1 protein-coding gene is annotated in these 675 nt (G+C 68.6%); it reads right to left on the bottom strand.

The genetic code is table 11. The features are described 5' to 3' along the window. A partial coding sequence (locus CH276_RS28955) for a DUF222 domain-containing protein (RefSeq protein WP_254923838.1) occupies positions 1-675 on the bottom strand: 675 nt, incomplete at both ends.

The following is a 675-nucleotide window of genomic DNA, read 5'->3' as shown; positions in this document are numbered from 1 at the left end:
GCCGAGGTACAGGGCTCGGCCGTGGTCGTCGAAGATGGTCAGGTAGTGGTGGGCGTGCGAGGCCATGCGGATCGCGTCGCGGATCGACACCCGTGATCCGGTGGCGGTCATGGCGTAGCCGCAGCCGGCTTCGAGGTCTTTGAGGGTCATGGTGACGATGGCGGTGACGGGCAGGCCGCGATGTGTGCCAAAGGTGCCGGAGGCGAGGGTGTGCCGGAGCGCGAGTTTGAGGGCGTCGTGTTGGCGTTCGCGCTGGGTACGGATATCCCGCGCGGCGGCAGCCTCGCGTGCTGCGGTGTCCGGTGCGTCGTCGGTGTCGGATCCGACGGCGTCGTCGGGATCGGTTGCGTCGTCCGGCTCGGTTGTGTCGCCGGGCTCAGCACTGTCCTCTGGTTCGGTTGTGCCGTCGGGCCTTGTGCCGCAACCACAGTCGAGGCCGTCACCGCACCGGCCGTCACCGTCGCAGGGATCGTCGCCGTCGCATGAACCGTCGTTCCACAGTCCCGCATCGCTCCACAGTCCCTGATCGCTCGTCGAACGGTCGTCCGGCTCCGGTAGCGGTGGGGTCTCGGTATCGCAGACGCCACTCGGTGTGGGCGAATCCGGTTCGGCTGCTGCAGGATCGGGACGCGCACCGTCACTCTCGGCACCAGGGGTCGTGCTGTCCTTGCCGCC

The sequence above is a fragment of the Rhodococcus sp. 06-470-2 genome (assembly GCF_002258235.1).
In the GTDB taxonomy this organism is placed as follows: domain Bacteria; phylum Actinomycetota; class Actinomycetes; order Mycobacteriales; family Mycobacteriaceae; genus Rhodococcoides.
The sequence above is the reverse complement of the archived record's forward strand: the minus strand, read 5'-3'. Positions and strand labels throughout refer to the sequence as shown.